At 63.6% G+C, this 20,154-nt stretch carries 14 protein-coding genes; 4 read left to right on the forward strand and 10 right to left on the reverse strand.

What is annotated here, in order from left to right; all coding sequences use genetic code 11:
- Positions 1–101 precede the first annotated feature (101 nt).
- Entirely contained in the window at positions 102–800 is a 699-nt protein-coding gene (locus tag F3N42_RS08905; protein WP_191621320.1) for a DUF2490 domain-containing protein, read from the forward strand.
- Here F3N42_RS08905 and F3N42_RS08910 read toward each other — a convergent pair.
- From F3N42_RS08910 to F3N42_RS08925, 4 genes are all read right to left on the reverse strand, one after another.
- Positions 778–2,241 (reverse strand): FAD-dependent oxidoreductase, encoded by a 1,464-nt coding sequence (locus tag F3N42_RS08910; RefSeq protein ID WP_150864079.1) that lies wholly within the window; start codon positions 2,239–2,241, stop codon positions 778–780. The genes F3N42_RS08905 and F3N42_RS08910 overlap by 23 nt on opposite strands.
- Before the next feature lies 1 nt (position 2,242).
- Complete coding sequence (gltB, locus tag F3N42_RS08915) at positions 2,243–6,742, reverse strand: glutamate synthase large subunit (protein ID WP_150864080.1); 4,500 nt, start codon at positions 6,740–6,742, stop codon at positions 2,243–2,245.
- A gap of 389 nt (positions 6,743–7,131) precedes the next feature.
- Complete coding sequence (locus F3N42_RS08920) at positions 7,132–7,551, reverse strand: hypothetical protein (RefSeq protein ID WP_150864081.1); 420 nt, start codon at positions 7,549–7,551, stop codon at positions 7,132–7,134.
- Positions 7,548–7,892, reverse strand: a complete 345-nt coding sequence (locus F3N42_RS08925; protein ID WP_150864082.1) for a hypothetical protein — start codon at positions 7,890–7,892, stop codon at positions 7,548–7,550. The genes F3N42_RS08920 and F3N42_RS08925 overlap by 4 nt, the downstream gene beginning before the upstream one ends.
- Positions 7,893–7,960: 68 nt before the next feature.
- Between F3N42_RS08925 and F3N42_RS08930 the strand changes: the two genes are divergently transcribed.
- Positions 7,961–8,644 carry a Crp/Fnr family transcriptional regulator gene (locus F3N42_RS08930; protein ID WP_150864083.1) on the forward strand — a complete coding sequence of 228 codons (684 nt, stop codon included), beginning with the start codon at positions 7,961–7,963 and terminating at the stop codon, positions 8,642–8,644.
- A gap of 9 nt (positions 8,645–8,653) precedes the next feature.
- Here F3N42_RS08930 and F3N42_RS08935 read toward each other — a convergent pair whose 3' ends face one another.
- The 3 genes from F3N42_RS08935 to F3N42_RS08945 form a co-directional block, all read right to left on the reverse strand.
- Complete coding sequence (locus F3N42_RS08935) at positions 8,654–9,877, reverse strand: alginate export family protein (protein WP_191621321.1); 1,224 nt, start codon at positions 9,875–9,877, stop codon at positions 8,654–8,656.
- Between the two features lie 15 nt (positions 9,878–9,892).
- On the reverse strand, positions 9,893–12,022 hold the full coding sequence (locus F3N42_RS08940; protein WP_150864085.1) for a cytochrome D1 domain-containing protein: 2,130 nt from the start codon (positions 12,020–12,022) through the stop codon (positions 9,893–9,895).
- Positions 12,023–12,131: 109 nt separating this feature from the next.
- Entirely contained in the window at positions 12,132–14,327 is a 2,196-nt protein-coding gene (locus tag F3N42_RS08945; RefSeq protein WP_191621322.1) for a TonB-dependent receptor domain-containing protein, read from the reverse strand.
- A 136-nt stretch (positions 14,328–14,463) separates the two neighbouring features.
- On the opposite strand from F3N42_RS08945, the gene F3N42_RS15755 reads away from it, so the two are divergent.
- The gene (locus F3N42_RS15755; protein ID WP_224784829.1) at positions 14,464–14,739 is read left to right on the forward strand and encodes a hypothetical protein; all 276 of its coding nucleotides are present in this window, start codon (positions 14,464–14,466) and stop codon (positions 14,737–14,739) included.
- A complete protein-coding gene (gene hemN / locus F3N42_RS08950) occupies positions 14,740–15,837 on the forward strand; it encodes an oxygen-independent coproporphyrinogen III oxidase (RefSeq protein WP_224784830.1) in 1,098 nt (365 codons plus the stop codon). It abuts the gene before it with no gap.
- A gap of 9 nt (positions 15,838–15,846) precedes the next feature.
- On the opposite strand, the gene F3N42_RS08955 is transcribed toward hemN, so the two are convergent.
- The 3 genes from F3N42_RS08955 to F3N42_RS08965 all read right to left on the reverse strand — a co-directional run bounded on the left by F3N42_RS08955 (position 15,847) and on the right by F3N42_RS08965 (position 20,150).
- Positions 15,847–16,242 carry a SirB2 family protein gene (locus tag F3N42_RS08955; protein ID WP_150864087.1) on the reverse strand — a complete coding sequence of 132 codons (396 nt, stop codon included), beginning with the start codon at positions 16,240–16,242 and terminating at the stop codon, positions 15,847–15,849.
- Positions 16,243–16,251: 9 nt separating this feature from the next.
- Positions 16,252–18,516, reverse strand: a complete 2,265-nt coding sequence (locus tag F3N42_RS08960; protein ID WP_150864088.1) for a nitric-oxide reductase large subunit — start codon at positions 18,514–18,516, stop codon at positions 16,252–16,254.
- Positions 18,517–18,959: 443 nt separating this feature from the next.
- Complete coding sequence (locus F3N42_RS08965; protein WP_150864089.1) at positions 18,960–20,150, reverse strand: ABC transporter permease; 1,191 nt, start codon at positions 20,148–20,150, stop codon at positions 18,960–18,962.
- Between the last annotated feature and the right edge of the window lie 4 nt (positions 20,151–20,154).

Genomic DNA, 20,154 nt, shown 5'->3' on the forward strand with positions numbered 1-20,154 from the left:
CTCTGACCGCGCCACGGCGACACGGTTCCTTGATTCTACCCGGGGAATCGCCCAAGATGCGCCGCCCAACGCGCTGTCATAAAACTGTAACATTACGTGTCATGAGACCCTTGGCCCCCTGGATTGCCCGACTGGCTCTACTCGGCTCGCTGTTCGCGACGCCGTCCGCGCTCGCGCGCGAGCACAACCATGGCGCCTGGCTGACGGCCGGGCTCAAGGGGCCCATCGGCCGCTCAGAAGATACGCGCTGGAACTACGTGCTGCACGGCGAGTACCGTGCCTATGACGCGTTCGACGGCTTGCGCTACAGCGTCATGCGGGTGGGCGCCGGATACCGGCTCGACCACGGGTTCAGCCTGCTGGGCGGACTGGACCGCCATCACTCACGGCTGGTCGCGGGTGGCTCGCTGACCGAGGTTCGCCTGTGGCAGGCCGTGCAATGGAAGCACCGGTTCGACAACGACTGGAGCTTCTCCGCACGCGCGCGGATCGAGCAGCGGGATTTCGACAAGCGCGACGGAACGTACTGGCGGTTCAGGACCAAGCTGGGGCTGGATATCCCCTTCAGCACGCGCGACAACCTCGCCTGGGTGCTCAGCGTCGAGCCTTTCTTCCAGGTACACAATCCCAATGGCAGCAACGCCGGCATGAACCAGGTCCGCAGCTTTGTCGGGCTGAACATCGACACCGGCGAGCACGCCAGCGTGGAAGTTGGTTATCTCAACCAGTACGGCCGGGTGCGCGACGGCGCCGACATCATCAACCACATGCTGCAGGTCAACCTGCGATTTTCGCAATAGGCTCGGCAACGGCCTCCGCCGTCAGCAGGTCGGCGATACCCTGGGCCGCTTTGCGGGCATCGGCGATGGCCGTGACCACGAGATCGGCGCCGCGCACCATGTCACCGGCCGCAAACACCTTCGGGTTCGTAGTCTGGAACGGGTAGGGCCCTTGCTCGGACGCCTTCACCAGCCCCCAGTCGTTGACCTCGATGTCGAAGTCGTCGAACCACGGCGCCGGCGAGGCATTGAACCCGAAAGCAATAACCACGGCATCGGCCTCGAACACGCGCTCGCTACCTTCCACCGGTTCCGGACGCCGGCGACCGGACTCATCCGGCTCACCCAGCTCGGTTTCCACCAGTCGCACACCGGCCAGTGAACCGTCCTTGTTGGCCTCGATTGCCAGCGGCTGGATATTGAAGTGGAAGCTCACCCCTTCCTCAATCGCGTTTTTCACTTCCGACGGTGAGCCGGGCATGTTTTCACGATCGCGGCGGTACAGGCAGTGGACCTCGCTGGCGCCCTGGCGGATGGCCGTGCGCACGCAGTCCATCGCGGTGTCGCCGCCGCCCAGCACCACCACGCGCTTGCCGGACAGGTCGATAAACGGGTAGTCGCCAGCCGGCATCTCCAGCAATGAACGGGTATTGCCGATCAGGTAATCCAGCGCCTTGTGGGTGCCCGGTGTATCCAGGCCCGGCAGGCGCCCGTCCAGCGCCGAATAGGTACCCAGGCCCAGGAAGATCGCGTCATGTTCGTCGATGATCGACTCAAATGACACATCCTTTCCGACTTCGGTATCCAGCACGAAGCGGATGCCCATGCCTTCCAGGATCCCGCGGCGGGTCTGGATAATGCGCTGCTCCAGCTTGAACTCGGGGATGCCGAATGACAGCAGGCCGCCAATCTCCGGATGACGATCGTAGACAACGGCCTCGATGCCATTACGCGCCAGGATATCGGCGCAGGCCAGGCCCGCCGGGCCGGCGCCGATAACGGCGACCTTGCGGCCGGTGGGTGTGACGCCAGACAGGTCCGGGCGCCAGCCCTCGGCGAACGCGGTGTCGACGATATGCCGCTCGACCGCGCCAATGGTGACCGCGCCGTAACCGAAGTTCAGCGTGCAGGCGCCCTCGCACAGGCGGTCCTGCGGGCAGATTCGGCCGCAGATTTCGGGCAGGGAGTTGGTCCGGTGGGCCAGTTCCGCCGCCTCGATGATGCGCCCCTCGGCGGCCAGCTTCAGCCAGTCCGGGATGTAGTTGTGAACCGGGCACTTCCACTGGCAGTACGGGTTGCCACAGGCGATGCAGCGTTCCGACTGGTTGGCACCGGCATTGATGTCAAAAGGCTCATAGATCTCGCGGAACTCGTGCCGGCGCACCTCGATAGGGTACTTGTCCGGCTCGGTCCGGGCGCGATCGATGAACTCGAACTTGGGTCTCACGTTGTGTTCGCTCATGTCAGCCCACCACCTTCAGCGGCACGCGCGGCGTTTCTCCACCCTGCTTGCGCGCTTCCTTGTCACCACGGGGCCGAACCACGCGGAAATTGAATATGAAGTGCTCGAAATCGTCGAGGATGCGACGACCCCAGCGGCTGCCGGTCATGTCCACGTGCAACTGCAGCAGGTTGCGGACCTCTTCCATCTCCGCGCTGCCCTCGGACGTGTCCAGGTCCTCGACATTCACGGACTCCGGGTTCACGCGCTTACGGAAGCGGTCGTGCAGATCCAGCACATAGGCCCGCCCACCGGTCATGCCGGCAGCGAAGTTGGAGCCGGTGCGGCCGAGCACGAGCACCGTACCGCTGGTCATGTACTCGCAGCCGTGGTGACCCACGCCCTCGACCACCGCGGTCGCACCCGAATTTCGCACGGCGAAGCGCTCGCCCGCCTGGCCGGCCGCGAACAGCGCGCCGCCGGTGGCACCGTACAGGCAGGTGTTGCCGACAATGGCGCTGCGCTGGCCGACGATCACCGCATCGGAATGCGGGCCGATGGAAATGCTGCCGCCAGACATGCCCTTGCCGACGTAATCATTGGCGTCACCATGCAACTTCAGGTGCACCCCGTGGGTGTTCCACACGCCGAAGCTCTGGCCCGCGGTGCCGGTGAACGTCAGCTTGATGCCATCGCCCGGGTAGCCGTCACGGCCATGTTTCATGGCGATCGCGCCGGCCAGTGCGCCGCCGACGGAACGGTCGTAGTTCTTGATCTCGAAGCTGCGCCGGGCCGGCAGACCCTGTTCAATGACATCAGCCAGGCTGTCCAGGATCGCCGCGTTGAGCAGGCCCTTGTCGTGCGGCACATTGCGGATGCCCTGGTAACCCGCGCCCTGCGGCCCGGCGGATGCCGCGGCTTCCAGGATCCGGTCCAGGTTCAGCGCGCGTTGCTTCTCGGTCTGCGGCTCCAGTTTCACCAGCAGGTCGCTGCGGCCGATGATGTCCTCGAGCTTCTCGAAGCCCAGCTTCGCCAGGTGCTCGCGTACCTCTTCGGCCACGAAACGGAAGTAGTTCATGACCATTTCCGGCAGGCCCAGGAAATGCTCGTCACGCAGTTTTTTGTCCTGCGTGGCGACACCCGTCGCGCAGTTGTTCAGGTGACAGATGCGCAGGTACTTGCAGCCCAGCGCCACCATCGGCCCGGTACCGAAACCGAAGCTGTCCGCGCCCAGGATGGCGCCCTTGATGACGTCCAGCCCGGTCTTGAAGCCGCCGTCCACCTGCAGGCGAACGCGGTCGCGCAGGCCGTTCTCCACCAGTGCCTGGTGCGCCTCGGGCAGGCCGGTTTCCCACGGCGAGCCGGCGTACTTGACGCTGGTCAGCGGGCTGGCGCCGGTACCGCCGTCATGGCCGGCGATGGTGATGAAGTCGGCATAGGCCTTGGCCACGCCCGCGGCGATGGTGCCCACACCGCGCTCGGCCACCAGTTTTACGGATACGGTCGCCTTCGGGTTCACCTGCTTCAGGTCGAAGATTAGCTGCGCCAGGTCCTCGATGGAGTAGATATCATGATGCGGCGGCGGCGAAATCAGCGTCACGCCGGGCACCGCATGGCGGAGCGCGGCAATCTCCACCGAGACCTTGTGGCCCGGCAGCTGGCCGCCCTCGCCTGGCTTGGCGCCCTGGGCGATCTTGATTTGCAGCACGTCGGCGTTGACCAGGTAATGCGCGGTGACGCCAAAGCGGCCCGAGGCCACCTGCTTGATGCGGGAATTCTTCAGCGTGCCGAAGCGCGCCGGGTCCTCGCCGCCCTCACCAGAGTTGGACGCGCCGCCCAGCGTGTTCATGGCAATCGCCAGTGACTCGTGCGCTTCCGGCGACAGCGCGCCGATGGACATGCCGGCCGAATCGAAGCGCGGGAAGATGTCCTGGGCGGTTTCGACACGGTCGATGTCGATGGGCTGCCGCGCCGGGTCCAGGCCCAGCAGGTCGCGCAGCGCCGCCGGCGCGCGATGGTTCACCAGGTCCGCGTAGACCTGGTAATCGGCCTTCTCGCCCGACTTCACCGCCGTCTGCAGCGTGGTGACGACATCCGGGTTGTAAGCGTGGAACTCGCCGCCCCAGGCGAACTTCAGCAGGCCTCCCTGCGACAGCGGCTTGCCCGCCTGCCAGGCCTCGGCGGCCACCTGGCGCGCCTCCGCTTCCAGCTCGGCGAAACCAACGCCGCCCACCTGGCCGGCCGCGCCCGGGAAGCACAGGTCGGTGATGTCCTTCGAAAGCCCCACCGTCTCGAACAGCTGCGCGCCACGGTAGCTGGAAATGCAGGAAATGCCCATTTTGGACAGCACCTTCAGCAGGCCCTTGCGCACGCCGCGCCGGTAGTACTTGCGCGCCTGCAGCAGGTCACCTTTGATCGCGCCCTGTGCGTGCAGGTCGTTGATCACCTGGAACGCCAGGTACGGGTAGACGGCCGTGGCACCAACGCCAAACAGCACCGCGAACTGGTGCGAATCGCGCGCCGTGCCGGTCTCGACGATGATGTTGCAGTCACAGCGCAGGCCATCACGGATCAGCCGCTGGTGCACCGCCCCGGTGGCCAGCGCCGCGTGCATGGGCAGCGTGTCGGGGTCGATGTCGCGGTCAGTCAGCACCACGATGACGGTGCCGGCGCGAACCGACTCGCTGACCTCGTCACACAGCCGGTGCAGGGCCGCTTCCAGGCCCTCGTCGGCCGGGTAATTGATGCTGAAGGTCTCGTTGGCGTACCAGCGCGGGTCCAGTTCCATCAGCTTGCGGAACTTGACGATGTTCAGCACCGGCCAGGGGATCACCACGCGGTGCGCGTGGGTGTTGGTCTCCTGGAATATGTTGTGCTCGCGGCCAAAGATGGTCTCCAGGCTCATCGCCGACTTCTCCCGCAGCGGGTCGATCGGCGGGTTGGTCACCTGCGCGAACTGCTGGCGGAAATAGTCGTAAATGGAGCGCGGCAGGCGCGACATCACCGCCACCGGCGTGTCATCGCCCATGGACCCGGTGGCCTCCACCTGGTCCTCGGCCATCACGCGAATGACGTGCTCGCGTTCCTCGTTGCTGACGCCGTAGAGCTTCTGGAACACCGGCAGGCGCTTCAGGCCATCGGCCATGAACTGCTCGGCCGCGGCCGCTTCCTGGTCGTCGTTGTTGGCCAGGCGGATGATGTTCTCGGCCAGCCAGTCGGCATACGGCCGCCGCGCCTTCAGCTGGTTGTCGATCTCGTCCGACCGCCACAGCTTGCCGGTCGAAGTATCGATAGCGAACATCTCGCCGGGGCCGACGCGGCCCTTTTCGATCACGTCCGCCTCGGCGTAATCCCACACACCGACCTCGGAGGCCAGCGTGACCAGGTCGTCGCGGGTGATCACGTAGCGCGCCGGGCGCAAACCGTTACGGTCCAGGTTGCAGGACGCGACGGTGCCGTTGGTCATGACGATGCCCGCCGGCCCGTCCCAGGGCTCGACGTGCATGGAATTGAATTCGTAAAACGCCTTCAGGTCCGCCGGCATGTCCGGCTCGGCCTGCCAGGCGGGCGGCACCAGGATACGCATGGCACGGAACACGTCCATGCCGCCGGCCAGGAACAGCTCCAGCATGTTGTCCAGCGACGAACTGTCGCTACCCTCCTGGTTCACCAGAGGGCGGATGCGCTGCAGGTCCGGCAGCAGCGGCGTCTGGAACTTGGGCGTGCGCGCCTCGGCCCAGCTGCGATTGCCCTCGATGGTGTTGATCTCGCCGTTATGCGCCAGGAAGCGGAACGGCTGCGCGTACTTCCAGTTCGGCAACGTGTTGGTGGAAAAACGCTGGTGGAAGACGCAGATGCTGCTCTTCAGCCGCTCATCTTTCAGGTCCGGGAAAAACTCCGGCAGGTTGGCCGGCATGACCAGGCCCTTGTACACCGTTACCAGGTTGGACAGCGTGGCGACATGGAAACGCGGGTCCGGCGACTCCAGAGCGGCATTTTCGGCCGAGGCCAGGCGGCGGGCGATAAACAGCCGCCGCTCGATATCGTGCGGCCCCCAGCCCGGCGGCGCGTTGACCAGAACCTGCTCGATACGCGGCAGCGTGTTCGCCGCCATCTGGCCCAGCACGGACGTGTCCAGCGGCACTTCGCGCCAGCCGGCCACTTCCAGGGTCTCGTCGGTGATGTGTTTCTCGACGATGGCGCGCGAACGGGCCGCCACCTCCGGATCTCGGTCCAGGAACACCATGCCCACGGCAAAATTCTCACCCAGCCAGATACCGTCCTCTTTGGCGACCTCGCGGAAAAACGCCCGCGGCAGCGCCATCAGCACGCCGCAACCATCACCGGTCTTGCCGTCAACGGCCACCGCACCACGATGGGTCATGCGATCCAGCGCCTTGCAGGCCGTTTCGACCAGACGATGACTCGCCTCGCCATGAATATGCGCGATCAGTCCAAAACCACAGCTGTCCTTGGCATTCAGCGGCTGGTACAGGCCCTTGTGTTCACCCGGCCATTGCATTGCGTATCACCGTACCCGTTCGGTCTGGGGGAACGATCCATACTAAGGAAAAACCTTTCCTTGGGAAGGTTTTGGGCAATGAATACGGTTTCGTTGGTGACGGGTGACGGGTGACGGGTGACGGGTGACGGGTGACGGGTGACGGGTGACGGGTGACGGGTGACGGGTGACGGGTGACGGGTGACGGGTCAGGTTGGTTTGGAACCGGGTGAAGGTGCAAGGCCGGGGGTAGCGTAGGTCACCTTGGGTGGNCCATACTAAGGAAAAACCTTTCCTTGGGAAGGTTTTGGGCAATGAATACGGTTTCGTTGGTGACGGGTGACGGGTGACGGGTGACGGGTGACGGGTGACGGGTGACGGGTGACGGGTGACGGGTGACGGGTGACGGGTCAGGTTGGTTTGGAACCGGGTGAAGGTGCAAGGCCGGGGGTAGCGTAGGTCACCTTGGGTGGTTGGGGCGGGTTTTGGGCCAGCTTCTGGCGCTCGTTGGCCAAGAGTTGATTGATGCGGTGCAGTTCGATGGCCCAGCCGGCGGTCAGGCAGTACGGCATTGCGTAGCCACCCAGGTTGGCCAGTGGCGGCGTGAAACCGCCGATCACCATGCCGCCGGCTGTGAAGCCGGCCAGGAATATGCAGGCGGGAACGAAAAACCAAAGCGCCCGTCGCCGACTCCGCGCGATCTGCTCGTAATACTCAAATTCCATGTGCGGATGGAACTGCGGCCGCGAACGCCACTGGCCCACCAACAACAGCAGGAGCAGCACGGTGATGCCAATACTGAAATACTCGATGTATCCCATGGCCATCATGTCAGCGGCCTCGTAGTGGCCCTCACCCGCAAGCCTTCCAGGCGGTTCAGGGTGATCCGCATATACCCATACTGAACCAGGAGGAAGACCCACATGCCAATGATGAACAGGTCAGGTAACGCCTGACCTCCGACAAATAGCCCCGCCATGAAGAAACCACCGCAAAGCAGAAGCAATCGAAAGCGCTTTAGCTGCCGCCTTTGGGAGGCGACCTGATCCTCCATCAGCACGGGATCCACCCAGCGATTCTCCCCACCGGGTTTGCGCCACGCATGCAACAGGGCAATCACCCCGAAAACATTCAGCGCGATCACGAAATACTCAGAAAACCCCATCTCCATCCCAAAACCCTACCACACCGGCCTCTTGCGATTGCCGCCGTACACGTTGCCAGCTATGCTCGGCACCGATGCGCCGTCAACCTCTCGATAAGCTGCCTGACCATCCGCTGTTATCGGCACTCTCTGCCGAGCAGCTCGATCGCCTGTTAAAGGGTTCGGAGCGTGTCGAAATTGACGCCAACGAGACCCTGTTTAACATGGGTGAGACGGCAAGCCGGTTCTACATGGTCGAATCCGGGCAGGTCAAGATTTTCCGCGTGTCGCCCAATGGCCAGGAGAAGGTTCTCGAGCTGATGCAGTCGGGACGAACGTTCGCGGAAGCCGCCATGTTCATGGAGAACCCGAGGTACCCGGCCAACTGCGCCGCGCTGACGCATTCGCAGGTTGTGGCGCTCAATGCCGGGATCTTCATGGACATCCTTTCGGAATCGCCGGACACCGCCATCCGGCTTTTGGCGGGCATGAGCATGAAATTGAGGGCGCGAATTGCCGATATCGAATCGCTGGCGTTCCAGAACGCGACGCTGCGCGTGGTCGGTTTTCTGCTGGGCCTGGTGCCCGCCAGCCAGGATATCAGTGAAATCGCGCTCCCTTTCAGCAAAAAAATGATTGCCGCCCGGCTTTCGTTGCAGCCGGAAACCCTGTCCCGCGTTTTCGCCAAGCTCACGTCGCAGGGCCTGCTGGTCGTGGACGGCGACACGCTCTACCTGCCTCGCCTGGACGATCTTCGCGCGCTCACCTGGACCAGCTGACCGGTCGCGTCAGAAACCGGCGCGGAGCTGAACCCACCACTTCGTGGTATCGGCGTATGCCGGGTGGTCGCCGTCAAAACGCGCGGCCTTGATCAGCAGGTCGACATCATCCGCGAGCGACCTGGACAAGGACGTGTCGAGTTCGAGCCCCAGGTCTTTACCCCCCGACTGGGCCTGGAATACGTGGCCGATCACGTTGAGTGTCCACGGGCCGACCGGCCATTTGACACCACCATACAGGTCGGTCAGCCCGGCATCGGGCGTGGTCAGGAACATGTCCGCCCAACCATTGAACGCGTGCAACGTCGCGAGCGGCGTACGGAACGCGGCGCCTGCACGTTCCTGGTCACCGCCCAGTGATTCGTAACCGACGTTGATGGTCGGCACGGCCAGGGACAGTGCCAGGTCGACCCGGAAATAATCCGCGCTGAACGCGACCGGCGCGTTCGCCGCATCGGCCTGGTGGGCGTATTCCACGCGATAGTCGAAATGGACATCATTCGCCCACGCGATCTTGTCGCTCTGCCAACTGGCGCCATAGGTCGAGGTCGAAAACGCGGCGACATCGTCGTTGTCGATGTCGTAGACATACCCGACCAGCTTGCCGAAGCCCTTGAACGTGTAGTCCAGGTTGGCAATCCAGGTGTTCATGTCATTTTCACCGGCGGGAACATCGTCACCGAAAATACGATGCACTGCGCCGAGCCAGCCGGCACGAACGCCGAAATTGCCATTGCCCGGGAACGCCAGGGTCGCCGCGTCGTAGGTCTGCTCGTTCTGGCGCCAGCCCACGTTGCCGATGAATCGCGCGTTGTCGTAGATGATGCGCTGACGGCCGGCGCGGAGCGTTTTGCCCTGCGCCGACACCCACTGGACATAGGCCTGGTTGAGGTCGCCCCCCGGCGGGTCGGCGATAACGGGGTAGCCTGCGCGGTCGGGGGTGTTGCCACCACCGGCGTTGTAGTCCTCGACGCCAAGGTCGAACACGTAGTCGTATTCAACCCTGAAAGACAGGCCATGAAGAGCGCCGCTGGCGAAACCGGCGCGAAGCCGCAATGGCAGGGCATACGCGTCGTTATCGAAGCCGTCCTGGGATACGTGCTCCGCACGCCAGCGAAGTTCACCATAGAGACCGTCAACGCCCGTCAATTCGGCGATTCGATCAGAGGACAGGGCAGGCCCGGCCATGCTGGCCAGCCAAAGGCCGGCCAGCAGGATTGACGTGCTTCGCAACCCGGTAATCATGGCTCAGTAAACGTCGTTGACCGTGTTATACACGTTGAACTTGCCCGTCGGCGTGATGATGTTCTCACCCTTGATCACGTGCTTGAGTGTACGCGTCCTGTCATCCACCACGACGATCGCGGATTCCTGGTCCTGCCCACTCCAGACCGAGAACCAGACCTCGGTCCCCGCCCTGTTGAACTCCGGCTGAACAACGCGTTTCGGCCCTTCTCCCAGCTCCGCCCACTCGGCGATGGGTAGCACCTCGTAGCCTGCGCCCAGGTTTTCGACATCGAACACCGCGACCGACTGGGAGATACCTTCATCCGGGTTCAGCGGTGAATCCACCCACAGGTTGGTGGAGTTCGGGTGCGACTTCACGAACAGCGATCCGCCGCCCTGGCCCTTGAGCACGCGCACCGTTTTCCAGGCGTTGTCCGGGTGACCTTCCGGGTCGGTGCCAAGGAAAGTAATGCTGTCGTCACCGAGCGCGCTCGTCACCCATACCGGGCCGAATTCCGGGTCATCCAGGTTGGCGCCACGGCCGGGGTGCGGGATCTTGTGAACGTCCGGCATGCCCACCAGCCTGCGTTCTTTCGAATCGATAATCACGATCTTGTCGGACTGGTTGGCCGCGGTCAGGAAATAGCGCTTGCTGGCGTCCCAGCCACCGTCGTGCAGGTAGCGCGATGTGCCAATGGTCGTCACGCTGAGGTTATCGATGTCTTCGTAGTTGACCAGCAGCACCTTGCCCGTCTCCTTGACGTTGACGATGAACTCCGGGTGCTCGTGGGACGCCACAATGGCCGCCACGCGCGGCTCGGGGTGGTATTCCTGGGTATCGACCGTCATGCCACGCGTGGAGACGATCTTCTTCGGCTCCAGCGTGTCGCCATCCATGATCACGTACTGCGGTGGCCAGTAAGCGCCGGCGATGGCCAGGCGGTCTTCATAGCCGTGGTACTTGGACGTTTCCACCGAACGCGCCTCCAGGCCCACCTTGATCTCGGCGACGCGCTCGGGCGGGTTCATCCACAGGTCGATCATGTCGACCTTGGCGTCACGGCCGATGGTAAAGACATAGCGCCCGGAAGCGGAGATGCGTGAAATATGCACGGCATAACCGGTCTTGATGATGTTGATGACTTCGTAGGTGTCGCCATCGATCAGGGCGACTTCGCCGGCGTCTCGCAGGGTCACCGAGAAGATGTTTTCGATATTCCGGTCATGCTCTGGCGCGCTGGGACGCTCTTCCGGCGGCACCAGCACCTTCCAGCTCGACTGCATCTCCTGCAGCCCCCATTCCGGCGGCGCCGGCGGCTCGTGCTGCAGGAACCGCGCCATGGCATCGATTTCTTCCTCGGTGAAGTCGCCGGACGTCCCCCAGTTGGGCATGCCCGCGGGTGATCCGTACGTAATCAGGGCCTTCAGATATGGCGTTCCTTTCTCGCGCGTGATGTCGGTGGTCAGTGGCTTGCCCGTGGCACCTTTACGGAGCACGCCGTGGCAGCCGGCACAGCGCTCGAAAAACAGCTTCTTGGAATGGTCGAACTCTTCCTGCGTGATTTTCGGGCCTTCCGAATCGATGTAACCGACGGCTTCTTCGCTACTAATGGCGCTGGGTGAGCCCTTGTAAGCCACCAGGTTGTCGCCTTCACCCGGGTGCGTCGCGGCCTCGCTCACGACCTCACCACCGCGCGCCGCCGCCACCTGGGCCGGTTCAATCACGCCGCCCTGGTTATCCCAGGAATTGAGGATGAAAGTCGCGATGTCCGCGACATCCTCGTCCGCCAGGTATCCCAGCGCCGGCATGACCGCGTTGTATGTCTCCCCGTTGACCGTGACCGGCCCGGACAGCCCGTTGACTACCGCGTGCACGATCGCCATGGGATCCTCGGCGAAATAGTCAGATCCGGCCAGTGGAGGGAACGCGCCTTTCAGGCCCGTGCCGTCCGCCTGGTGGCAGGCCAGGCAATGCGTCTCGTAGAGCGTCTTGCCCCGGGCCACGCGCTCCTCCTGGCTGAGCTTTGCCGCACCGGCGACTTCGGCCTGGTGGGTAGCGACCGCGGCCTGGTCGGCCTGGACGAAAGTGACGCCAAGGATACCGGCGCCCAGGATGGCCAGGGTGTTCAGTTTAAACCGACGACTGTTCATGATGTCCCTCGTTCATTTTGATGCCGAACACCCGGCACGCGCCGGATGCGCTTTCCAAAACTAACCACACTCCCGGCACGCTGCCTTGACGGGCGTCAAGTTCGCGCGGTTACCCTTCAACGCGAAGGGTCAGGCCCACGTTTCGGCCCGGCTGGGCCAGTAACGGAATCATCGGGTCGCCCGCTTCCAGGTTCTGGACGTCACCCCAACGCCACCAGGTTTCGTCAAGCAGGTTGAACAGGCCGAGCCGCAACGACACCAGCGGTGTCACCCTCCAGCCGGCCAGCAGGTCGATGACCGTGGCCGAAGGTGGCAGGAACCGGGGGCCGGCCGACTCGTCCACGCGGCTCACCGTATCGGTCCAGGTGACCATCAGCTCCGCGTCGACCCGGCCGCCACCGGGTTGCCATTTCAACCCCGAAACCAGCTGTGGCGGCGAAACGGCATTCAATGGCTGGGCGTCCGTCCTGTTGTCACCCCGCGTCCACGATGCCGCGGTCCGCCATGTCCAGTCTTCAAGCGACGGATGCCATGCGCCCAGGCCCTGATCCCAGCGGAGGTCGACGCCATAAATGCGGGCCTTGCCGATGTTCCGCGACTGGAATTCGATGTAACCCGACGCCGGGTCAAACCCCTTGAAGGCTCGCGACTCGATCAGGTCATCGAAATGGCTGTCGAACAGGGTCAAGGCGAAACGACGGTTTTCGTCGTGCTGCCGAAGGCCGAGCTCGTAGCTGATCGAGGTCTCGGACACCAGGTCCGGGTTTGGAATAGCCCGGTAACGAAACAGTGGCAGGTCGAAGCCGATGTTCGCGTCTTCCACGGGCGGCGCGCGAAAACCGGTCGAGACCTGGCCGTAGAGGCTCCATCCCCCCTCGAACCCGCGGCGGATACCCAGGCGGGGGGTGACGGCGGTCTCGTCCAGTTCCACGGGCTGCTGGTCGGGGAACGACTGCTCGTACAGCTCGTCGGGGTGGGGCTCAAGGTCGTAGCGCTCCAGGCGGAGTGCCGGCATCAGAGACCAGTGACCACCGGGCAGCGTAATGACGTCCTCCAGGAAAACGCCCAGCTCACGGGTCGTCGAATTCGGAAAATCGCGGACAGGCAGTGATTCGCCCAGAATCGTCTTCGAAATCGCGCCCGTCTCCAGGTCCTGCTGGAGCCCGTCGCGAAGCTCTTCAACCCGGGTGGACAGAAATTCCACGCCCAGCCCGAACCGGTGCGTGCTGGCGCCGACCTGCAGCGTCCTGAAACCCGTCAGCTCCGCGCCCCACATGTCCGTCTGCAACTCGAAATCGCGCTCCAGTTGCAGTGGCGGTTCCGCGTTTCCCCGCTCTTCGTCCGTGTGCTGGCGGGTCAGGTCGCTGACCATGAAAACGCGGGCCACGGCGGAATCGAAGCCGCCCCCGCTGAAGTCGAAGTCGAGCAGCGCACGCGTGCTTCGATCTTCGTCGTCGCCGGTGAGCCGCGTGACCTGGGACAGGCGCCCGTATCCCAGCCGGGATTTCACCTCGGTCTCCACGTCGCGCTCGAACTGCTCGACACCAAGGCGCAGCTGGTTCCCGTTTGAGCTATGCCAAGTGTAGCGAGCGCTGAAGTCCTCGCCGCTCCAGGATTGCGGGTCGAGCAAGTCCCGGCTCACCGCCGCGCTTTCCGTTTCGTGACCCCGTCTGGCCGTGGCCGAGACAAGCACGCCATGCGCACCATCCACCCAGGCCAACGAACCACTGCCCACCCGGCCCCGGTCGGCCGATTGCCAGCCCGCCCGGGCGCCGGCCCAGAACGATTTTCCGGATGATGACACCCTGTCCTGAGGATCCCAGGTCGTCATGGAAAGCACGCCGCCAAGCGCGTCGGACCCGTACAGCACCGACGCCGGCCCGTACAGGAGTTCGGCCCGCATTATCCGGTCCGTGTCCACGAGCGCCCGGCCCGCGCTTGAGTAGCTGCCGATGGCAAACCCGTTGCGTATCGGTACGCCGTCCAGCTCGATGGCGATCCGGTTGCCCCCTATGCCACGGATGTTGATGCTGTCTGTCCCAAAGCGGGTGTCGCCCGAAACCGTCCCCGCGCCGGGCTCGTAGCGAAACATCTGCGCCAGGTTTTCCACCAGGGCTTCTTCGATATCGTCGTGATCCATCACGCTGATCTGCCCGGCGATCTCGGACAGGTGCAATGGATAGCGGTGGCCGATGACGACAATCGGGTCAAATTCCAGCACATCCTCGCCAGTTTCCCCGGGTACGCCGATCATCGGAAGCGACGCGATTGACAGCGTAATCAGTAGCCTGGCTGTTGGGTTCACGGCAAACGCCCTGGTTGACCATCGGTGACGACGATTCAACCCGCGTTGACTCGCACCTGCCTTGACCCATGTCAATTTCGCCGGGGTGGCTGGCATAGGACAATGCGTGCGTCACTCCACCAACAGGATCTTGAACGTGGTTGAATGGAACGAAGCGATCATCCAGCAATATGGTGGCCCCGGCCCGCGGTACACCTCCTACCCCACGGCGCCGAACTTTCACGACGCGATCAGCGAAGACGAAATCGCCAGGTCAATCGAGGCCGGAAACACCGAGCGTCGTCCTCTGTCGCTGTATGTGCATGTGCCATTCTGCGACACCGTGTGCTACTACTGCGCCTGCAACCGGATCATTACCGCGAACAAGGCGCGCGGCGCGGCCTACCTGGACGACCTGGAACGGGAAATCTAGATGCGTTCCGGCGCATTCGACGCCGAGCGGCCGGTCAACCAGATCCATTTTGGCGGGGGCACCCCCACTTTCCTTGATGACGGGCAGCTCGCGAGGCTGATGGACACCCTGTCCAGCCATTTCAGTTTTCGCGATGACGACGGGGGGGACTACGCCATCGAAATTGACCCGCGAACGGTCGACCGCAAGCGGCTGGTGACACTAAGGTCGCTGGGCTTTAACCGGATCAGCCTGGGCGTCCAGGATCTCAATCCGCTGGTGCAGAAAGCCGTGAACCGGGTTCAGCCCTATGAAATGATTCGCGACACCATCGCCTGGGCCCGGGAAATCGGCTTTCATTCCATCAATGTTGACCTGATCTGCGGCTTGCCGCTGCAGACCGAAACCTCGTTGCTGCACAGCCTGGATCGTTTGCTGCCTCTGAAGCCGGACCGTATTTCGATGTACAACTACGCGCACCTGCCGGCGCGGTTCAAGGTGCAGCGGCAGATTGATGAATCGGCCCTGCCACCCGCGGCGGAAAAAATAAGAATGGTTTCGCGCGGCGGCAGCTTGCTACAGGACCATGGATATCGCTTTATCGGCATGGACCATTTCGCCCTCGAGGATGATGAAATGGCGCGGGCCCAGCGTGACGGCAAACTGCACCGGAATTTCCAGGGCTACACCCTGCACGGAGACACTGACCTCGTCGGCCTGGGCGTCAGCGCAATCAGCGACATCGGCGACCTTTACCTGCAGAACGAAAAGGGCCTGGACCAGTGGAAAGCGCGCCTGCACGATGACCAGCTGCCCATCTGGAAGGGCTACCGGCTGGAGCGCGACGACATGATCCGGCGCGATTTGATCATGCGCCTGCTGTGCGACCTGGAACTGGATATCGGTGCCTTCGAATCGCGGTGGAAGCTGGATTTCGATGACTATTTCGCCGATGCCCTGCCCGCCTGGCGCAACTTCGACCGGGAAGGCCTGGCCGATCGGGAAGGACGACGCCTGAAGATCACGGACCAGGGCCGACTGGTGAGCCGGGCGCTGGTCCAGGTCTTTGACGCCCATATCCAGGCCACCGAACCCGCGAAGTACAGCCGCGTACTCTGATCTCGCCGGTTATGAAATGAACCAGCCCGCCGGGTTGTGGGCACGGGCCACGCTGATGATGAAACCATAGACAACCAGCGCCACGGCAAACGCCACGGCGCGGGTCTTGCGGCTCTGGCCGCGTTTCAACGCGATGCTCCCCAGCACGATGTAGACCACCAGCAGCAGGACCTTCACCGTCAGCCAGCCCTGCACGAAAGGGTATTGCCGGAGGATCGTCATGAGCATCAGCGCCGCTGTCAGCAGCGCCGTATCAATGGTGTAACTCAGGTAGCGTACCGGCGCTGTCATGGCCAGGCGTGGCTTGCCACCCAGCACCAGTATGCCGCGCAGGAAGAAAAGTGATCCGCTGGCGAGCACCGCGATGATGTGAACCCAGCGGATCTGGAGGTAAAACTCGGCCATGATTTCGAATTACCCATGGCGCCGGCTACCGCCGGCTTCACGTCGCCGTGAGAACCACAACCCGGCCACGAACACCGACAGCATCAGTGCGCCGACGGAGAAGATGGTATCGCCCGGCACCCGCATCCACACCAGCAACTCGATCAGCGGCTGGCCCATGAAGTCCGCGGAGCGCGCGTACCAGTAGCCCTCCTCGAGAGCCGCCTGCAGCTGCAGCACCCCCATCGGCAGCAGGGTCAGGAGCGCCATCAGCGCGAGGCCGACATTGAGGCTCCAGAAGGAACCGCGCAGCCAGCTCTCGCTCCACGTCGCCTGGGGCCTCAGTCCGCGCAGGCTGAACAGCATCAGGCCGATGCCGAGCATGCCGTAGACGCCAAACAGCGCCGTGTGGCCATGCAGCGGCGTCAGGTTCAGGCCTTGCATGTAGTACAGCGCGATGGGTGTGTTGATCAGGAACCCGAACAGGCCCGCACCGACCAGGTTCCAGAAGCTGACCGCCACGAAAAACATGATCGGCCAGCGGTAGCGCGGCATCCACGGGGTCGCACGCTGCTTGCTCCAGGTGTCATAGGCCTCCAGGCCGATCAGTGCCAGCGGCACCACTTCCAGGGCCGAGAAGCTGGCGCCCAGGGCGAGCACCGCCGTCGTCGTACCGGCGAAATACAGGTGGTGGAATACACCCAGTACGCCTCCGGCCATGAACACCATCGTGGCGAACAGCACGTTGATGGTGGCGAACCTGGCCCGCACCAGGCCCAGCTTGACGAACAGGAAGCTGATCACCGCCGTGGCGAAGACCTCGAAGAAGCCTTCCACCCACAGGTGGACCACCCACCAGCGCCAGTATTCGACCATGGCGATATGCGAATTCTCGCGCCACAGCAAACCGGCGCCGTAGAACAGGCCAATCGCGATGGTGGACAGGAACAGCAGGGCGACGATGGAAGAGGTCTCGTCGCGACGTTTCAACGCCGGCCACAGTCCGCGACCCACCAGCGTCAGCCAGAGCATCAGCCCGATAAACAGGAAGGCCTGCCAGAAACGTCCGATATCGGTGTATTCCCAGCCCTGGTGACCGAACATGAAGTTGTACTCAAGCCCCATCTTGTTCATCACAGCCAGCCATTGTCCGGCGAACGCGCCAACGACGATGATCAGCAGGCAGACGAAAAGGATGTTGACACCCAGGCGCTGGAACCTGGGCTCATGCCCGGACACGGCCGGCGCGATGAACAGGCCCGTGCCGAGCCACGCCGTGGCGATCCAGAGCACCGCGAGCTGCGTATGCCAGCTTCGGGTGAGCGAATACGGCAGGATATCGGCCAGGGCAAAACCGTACGCCTCCTGACCTTCAACCTGATAGTGCGCAGTGATGGCGCCGAGCACGATCTGGACCAAAAACAGCGCCACCACTACCCAGAAATACTTGGCGGTGGCCTTCATCGACGGCGTAACGACAAGTTGCTCCAGCGGATCGGTGGCCGGCGGCTCGAGCTTTGGCGCCTTGCCGTGGTAGACCGCGTAATGCCAGCCCAGCAGCCCGATACCGCCGAGCATGAACACGATGCTGAACATGGTCCACATGAAGCTGGCGGAAGTCGGTGCGTTTCCGACCAGGGGCTCATACGGCCAGTTTTGGGTATAGCTGATATCGCTTTCCGGGCGCTCGGCCGTCGTGGCCCAGGCGGTCCACCAGAAGAACGCCGTGACGGCCTTGCGCCGCTCCGGATCTTCGATGGTGCCTTCCCGCATCGCGTAGGATTCGCGCAGGTCGGCCGTTTCCGCGTCATCGCCAAACAGGCTGACATAGTGTTCGGCGACCCGCTCCATCGCGTGCGCGCGCTTATCGCTGACCGTTATGGTTTTCGTTTCCGCGTCCCAGGTGTTGTCGCGGTAATCAGTCCGGATCTCCAGTTGCAGCGCGGCTTTCTGCGCGTCGTCGAGATCCTCGTAATCACCCAGGCCCGCATACCGGGCTTCGATCTGCAGTCGTTCGACCAGCTCACGGTGCAACCAGTCCGCGGACCAGTCGGGCGCGACCAGCGCGCCGTGTCCCCAGATTGTTCCCAGCTGCATGCCGCCGATCGACTGCCAGACCCGGCGGCCGAACTCGATGTCCTCGCGGGTCAGTACCGTCTCGCCACTCGGGGTGACCACGCGCTCAGGAATTGGCGGCGCCTGGCGGTGGATCTCACCACCCATCCACAGCAACACGCCAAAAGATGCGATCAGAAGGGCGCTGAGCCCCAGCCAGAGTCGTCGGGTCGTCGACATGGCTTTCTCCTTGAATGTCCGGTTTTGTGAGTGATTGTGCGAGGAATGTAGACAAAAACAGGCGTCTTCGACTTGACCCTCGTCAAGTCGGCTCAAATACGAAACCCGCAGAATGATTATCGTTAATGATTCTCACTACCGCAGCTGTCGTATTCCCTGGAACACACGGAGAAAGGAGCTCACATTCATGACAACCCAAAGGCCAGTGACCCGGAAAGCGGCCCCACAGGTGCAACGCTGCCTGGAACAATGCCACGCCCACGACGAGGCACACCCGGCCCATGACCTGAAAGGCGACTGCGCCCCCCACTGCCCATGCCGGGCAGGGGAAGGCCGCATGTGCAACCCGCTGAACCATTCACCCTGGGAAGCCGGCACGTCAACCGGCCCCTGGCGTTAGCAGCAAAGCCCACCACGCCGCCGCACCCGGTAGCTGGTGAGCGTTACTGCTCCCGGAGCGCGAGTGCCACGGGCGTGCGAGCCGCCCGGATCGCCGGGAAGAACCCGCCAATGAGCCCGATGATCGCCGCGAACACGATGCCCTGGATCAGTAGTGGCAGGTTCACGTCAAAGGAGAAAGTAATCGCGCTGAAACTGGCCCAGTTCAGGGTGGCTGCGCGGAAGCCGTCAAAGGCCAGCCAGGCCAGGCTGCCGCCGATGGCCCCGCCGACCAGGGCCAGCAGCAGCGATTCTGCAAGCACCGAAAGCACGACCGGGCCGGAACGAAAACCCAGCGCGCGCAGCGTGGCAATCTCGCGTGTGCGCGCGGAAACCGCCGTGTACATGGTGTTCAGCGCGCCGAAGATGGCGCCCAGGCCCATGATCAGGGCGATGACGGTGCCCAGGCCGGTAATCATGTTGTACAGCGCCGTCGACTGGGCCTCGTAATACTCGGTCTCGCGCTGCACCTGTACTGACAGGCGCGCGTCGGTGGTCAGTTCGTCCTTGAGTTCCGTGAACGCCTCGGGCGAGGCCAGCCTGGCGTAGACCGCCTGGTAGGAGTTGCCGCGCCGGTAGGCATTTTGCAGCACCCGCGAGTCAACCCAGATTTCCGATTCGCCGATGCCGCCGCCGGTGCTGAAGTGGCCGACCACGGGCCAGTCCTCCTGGCCAACCTCGATCGTGTCACCCACGGCCAGGCCGGCGAATTCCTCGGCCGCACCCAGGCCAACCACGACTTCGTTCAGGCCTTCCGTGTACATGCGGCCGTCGACGATCTCAAACCCGTCGCGAACCTTGGTGGCCGCCATCTCGATGCCGCGCAACGGCACGTTGGCGTCGGTGCCGGCGGAGGCCATCGGCAGGTTGATGATGACGAACAGTTCGGCCGAGGCCACCACGCCATCGGCGTCGCGCGCCAGGCCGGGGCCTTCCTTGATGACGCGGACCTCGTCGCCACCCAGGCCGCTGGTCATCTCGGTGTCGGCGCCGGCGCGCAACACGATGACATTGGCCCCGTCGGCCGAAGCGCGCATGGTCTGCAACACGCCCTGGGCGATGGACAACACGCCGACCATCACCGCGACCACGCCGGCAATGCCCAGCAGCGCCGTCAGTGACGAGCCCAGGCGCTGCGGCAACGAGGCCAGGCTGAAACGGATGACGGCGAAGACCTGTGTGAACCAGCTGAACATCAGG

Origin of the sequence: Marinihelvus fidelis (assembly GCF_008725655.1) — a bacterium.
GTDB lineage: Bacteria > Pseudomonadota > Gammaproteobacteria > Xanthomonadales > SZUA-36 > Marinihelvus > Marinihelvus fidelis.